The sequence below is a fragment of the Oscillibacter sp. CU971 genome (assembly GCF_905219725.1).
GTDB lineage: Bacteria > Bacillota > Clostridia > Oscillospirales > Oscillospiraceae > Oscillibacter.
Map to the genome: position 1 here is coordinate 1 of NZ_CAJMXG010000228.1, position 4,528 is coordinate 4,528.

Below are 4,528 nucleotides of genomic sequence, written 5' to 3' on the forward strand. Positions count from 1 at the left end.
CCGCGCCCCCTTTTCCTTATTTTATCATTTTATCACATCTGCTATCATTTCGGGGGATTAAATCAGCGTTTCCTTAAAACTTTATCGAAAAACAGGGCTCTTTCTCAGCCTTCGTCCGGAGACAGCAGTCCCTCGTTTTCCAGGGCGCGGGCCAGATCCTCCCGGAACAGCTCCGAGCCGGGGAAGCAGTCATTTTCCATTCGGGAGAACAGGAAGGTCCGCTTCCCGTTTTCGTCCAGATGGAAGCACAAGTAATCGCATCCCGGGTAGCCGATCATGCACCAGCCGTCCTCCCCCAGGTAGGACCCGCCCGCCAGGACAATCCGGTCCGGGGTCGTGGTGTGGATCTCATAGCTCAGGTTCCAAATCTCGATGCGAAGATCCCCGAAATCCTCATAGGACGGCCCGGTCAGATCGGTAAGGCGCCAGTCGTCCCAGACGGCGTTCCCCGGACCGAAGTTCTCCTCGTCGTAGCGCCCGGAGCCGTCAACGCCGTAGCCCTCCGCCGCCCGGGTCTGGAACTGCGTGTCCACGAACAGCGCCGCCTGCCGCAGCACCTCCGCCGGAGGGGTCTTTAAGCTGTTGGAGATATGATCCGTGGAGCCGCTCTCGTCCTTATAAATCCGAAGGCTTTCCCCGTCGAAAAACAGCGTCCGGTAGCCCGTGACCGTGATGTCATAGCCGGGGAGGGGGACCTCCACAGACATGGAGAGGTACCGCCCGTCCGGGTCCCAGAAGCCGGATTCCAGATATCCCGCCTCGGGCCATGCGTCATGAATGAGGGCGTCCAGGTCCGCCTCGAAAAGGGTCCCGTCCCGCAGGAAGAAGAGCCGGGAGACATTCCACCCGTCGGAGGCGGCCACCTCCCGCACGCCGTCCCCGTCCAGGTCCGNCTCGGTCACGTTTCCCAGGGCCCNGAGGAGCAGGGAGGGCGTACCGTCGCCGGAGAAGGTGTAATAGTCGTTGATCTTGCCGAAGGAGTGTTCGGTCAGCTGGCCGTAGTAGGAAATCCGCAGGCCGGATTGGCCGNACAGGTGTGTAAAGGGCTCCACGCTGCCCTCCGCCGTCCACCCGGCGGAGTCCTTTCCGGGCACGGTTAAAAAGCAGTCCCGCTCTGTGGCGGAGACCGCCACGGCGGCATAGAGGTCGCCGTCTCCGGAGCGGCAGATCTCTATATGAAAGCCGTCGTCCCTGTCCGCAAAGGGTTCAAAGCGTGTGGTGTACAGCGTTTCCGNCGTGCCGCCGCGCCGCTCCACCTGGAGCTCCGGGGCCCGATAGGGCTCCACGCCGTCCAGGGGGATGACCCGCTCCGGCTCCCAGGCCGGGTAGGCCGTGGGAATGACGGGTGGGTCGTCGTTCCGGACCCAGTTGCTTAAGAAGCGGTAGCCGCCGTCCTTTTGCGGCNCCAGCGTCACANNCGNCGGGCCGGAGGAGACCATGTTCATCTCGCCGTNCCCGCTGCTGAGCCCGGGAAAGCCGCTGCCCTCGTAGTACAAAAGAACCTTGCCGTCCTTCCATTTTCCGGAGGTGAAGGTCACCTCGCCGGGATAGTTCGTGTCGCCGTGGAAGTCATAGTAGGCATCGTATTCCTCCAAATAGGTGAATCGGTCCAAACACCACCGGTCCGTCTCGTCAAGGGTGAGACCCAGGTACTTCTGCAAAACCGCGTCCATCTCAGAGGCAGGACATTTCACAAGGTCCACCATGGGGTCCTCGCCGCCATAGTCCGCCTCCGCCACGGCTTGGCGCTCCTCCTCCGTCACCTCCATGGGCTCTCCCGTGCCGTTGTAGAAGAGTACGNAGAGGTCGATCTGCCGGTAATCCTTCGGAGCCTCCATGGCTAGGCAGAGAAACTGGTTCATCATGTTGAAGCCGCCGCCGTTGAACACTTCGGTATTGAACCGCTCCAGCTCCTCCGCCGTTAGGGGCCTATCCTCCGGCGTCTCCAGAGTCTCGGATTTGGCGAAGGAACAGGCGCAGACCAGAAGGGCCAAGGCCGCGGACAGCACCGCCGCCCACAGCCAGCGCTTCGGAGCCCGGGCGATGCGCCGCACCCGCTCTCGAAGGCTCCGCTTGTCCCCCGTCATGGTGGTGGCACAGCGGAGCAGGTCCCCGGGCCNGGGCNTGGCGGNGACCAGGGCCAGCAGGGTGGAGCCATAGGCCCNGCGTTCGNCGTCGCCCAAGCGCTTCAGCGTCCCCTCGTCACAGGCCAGCTCCGCGTCCCGGCGGCTGAGAACCACCGCCAGCCACACCAGGGGGTTCCACCAGTGGACCGCCAGGGCCGCGCACCGGAGCAGCGACCAGAGGTGGTCCCCCTGGCGGAAATGCGTGACCTCATGGGCCAGCACATGGCGGAGCATCTCCGGGCCCGCCGCCGTTTCCGGGGTGACGTACACCGCCGGGCGGAGCACGCCGAACAGGCAGGGGGAGGGCAGGCCCGCCAGGGTATAGACCGGCAGGGGGCACTCCGCCGCCAGAGGAACCCGGAGCCGCCGCAGCCGCCGGGCAAAGCTCAGGTTGGAGAGCAGGAACGCCGCCGCCATTGCCGCCGCCCCCGCCAGCCAAATTCCGCCCAGCAGGGCCCAGGGGTCCAGAGGCCGGCGGGCCGCCGGAGCGGCGGCTTCCTCCCCGGCGGGGACGGGGAGGGCCTGGACGGGCTGTCCGGCCGCGTCCCCTTGGGCAGGGCCGGTTTTTTCCACCGGGGCCTGGGGCCCTCTGGGAAGCGTTTGAATCGTGGAGAGCTCCGGGAGCACCCGGGGCGCTTCCACAGGGGCGGTGAAGAACTGTCCGGGCACCAAAAGCCGGGCCAGGACCACCGCCCAAAGGGCATACCGCAGCCGGGCGCTGATCCGCCGCCCGAAGGCCGCCCGGAGGAGAAGCACCGCCGCCGTCAGCGCCGAGGCCGTCAGCACCCAGTTCAGCAAAAACGCGNTCATTGAGGTTCTCCCTTCTCCGCNTGATCCAAAATGGCCCGGAGCTCCGCGATCTCATCGCCGGACANCTCCTGCCGCTGGGCCATGGCGCTCATCATCATCCCCACGCTGCCCCGGTACACCCGGTCCAAAAAGCTCCGAGTTTCGGCCACCTCTGCCTGCTCCCGGTCCACAAGAGGGACATACGCCTTTCCCCGGCCCGCCTNCTCACAGCGCAGCAGACCCTTGGCCTCCATACGGTGGAGGATGGTGATGGTGGTGCTTCTGTGCCAGCCCACCGTGCGCTCCAGCTCGCTTACAATCTGCATGGCCGTCCGGGNGCTTTGCTNCCACAGGCAGCCCAGGACGTTCCACTCGCTGGAAGTCAGTTTGACGCGCTCCATTTTCTGCGCCTCCTTGTCTACATTGTAGACATAGTATAGCACAGGAAGTCTACAATGTCAACAAAATATTATTTCCGCGCTTTAAGCTCGGAAATAATAAAAGCGCCTGCCGCGCTTCCCGGAATCCGGCGGGATTCCCGCGGAAAGCCGGGCCCCGGCGGCAAGTCCCCCGCCGCCGGAGGGCGCGCCATTTTTCAGGCGGCTCCCCGGCAGATTTCATAAACTGTTCACCATTTATCCAGGCCCTTCCTGTATATTATAGATATGCACCTCACCCCCACTATGACCCAGGCGGGCCGGCCCGCCTGCCCATCAGAAATGAGGCATCATTGTGAATATCGCTTACCTTCTGACGCCGAAGCATCGCGTCGCCTACCTGTACGACGACAACACCATACGCCAGGGCCTGGAAAAGCTCCGGCATCACGGCCGCAGCGCCGTCCCCGTCATCAACCGCAAGGGCCAGTATGTAGGCACCGTCAGCGAGGGNGATTNCCTCTNGCNGCNTCTGCCGGACGANAGCACCCCTTGTCCCTGCTCCGTGAAGGAGCTGGAACGGCTCCACGNCCGGGACATCCTCCGGGAAAACCCCTCCGTCCGCATCACCGCCTCCGTGGACGAGCTGCTGGACACCATCGTCCGCCAGAATTTTGTCCCTGTGGTGGACGATCTCAACAGCTTCATCGGCATCGTCACCCGGCAGGACATCATCCGGTGTCTCGCCGAGGAGAAGGAGGCCCAGCCCACCCTCCGAAAAATCGTGTAAACGGCACCCAAAAGGCCGCCCCTCACCGGGCGGCCTGCATTTTTGCACAAAATTATAATTTTTAGGAGGAGTCCCTTTGTGCAGTTTCTCCGCATTCGTGGAAATTGGCCTGAAAACTTTCACAAAAACGCCTTTCGATGCAGGAATATTCATGTTAACTTGCAAAAATTATTTACTACGCTAAAATGTCCCCTTGTAAAAAGGGGCATTTTATGGTATGATAAGCACATACTTGCAAGAGTTGGCTTCAACCCTCGCAAAATCCAATCCCGAAAAGAGGAAGAACGATGAAAAAGAAATTCTCTCTGCTGATGGCCGTCCTCATGCTGGCCATGCTCCTCTCCGCCTGCGGCGGCGATAAGGTCACCGGCACAGGCGGCGGAAGCTCCGCCCCTGCCGACACCTCCGCCCCTGCCGACACCTCCGCCCCCGCCGACACCGGAAGC

Annotated in this window: 3 protein-coding genes; 1 reads left to right on the top strand and 2 read right to left on the bottom strand. The window is 62.9% G+C overall.

What is annotated here, in order from left to right; all coding sequences use genetic code 11:
- Positions 1–104: 104 nt before the first annotated feature.
- Positions 105–2,936, bottom strand: coding sequence for a M56 family metallopeptidase (locus tag JX325_RS12955; protein WP_204791523.1), 2,832 nt, complete (start codon positions 2,934–2,936; stop codon positions 105–107).
- A complete protein-coding gene (locus JX325_RS12960; RefSeq protein ID WP_204791524.1) occupies positions 2,933–3,316 on the bottom strand; it encodes a BlaI/MecI/CopY family transcriptional regulator in 384 nt (127 codons plus the stop codon). Before JX325_RS12960 ends, JX325_RS12955 begins: the two co-directional genes overlap by 4 nt.
- A 331-nt stretch (positions 3,317–3,647) precedes the next feature.
- Between JX325_RS12960 and JX325_RS12965 the strand changes: the two genes are divergently transcribed.
- Positions 3,648–4,082, top strand: a complete 435-nt coding sequence (locus tag JX325_RS12965) for a CBS domain-containing protein (protein WP_204791525.1) — start codon at positions 3,648–3,650, stop codon at positions 4,080–4,082.
- Positions 4,083–4,528: the final 446 nt, after the last annotated feature.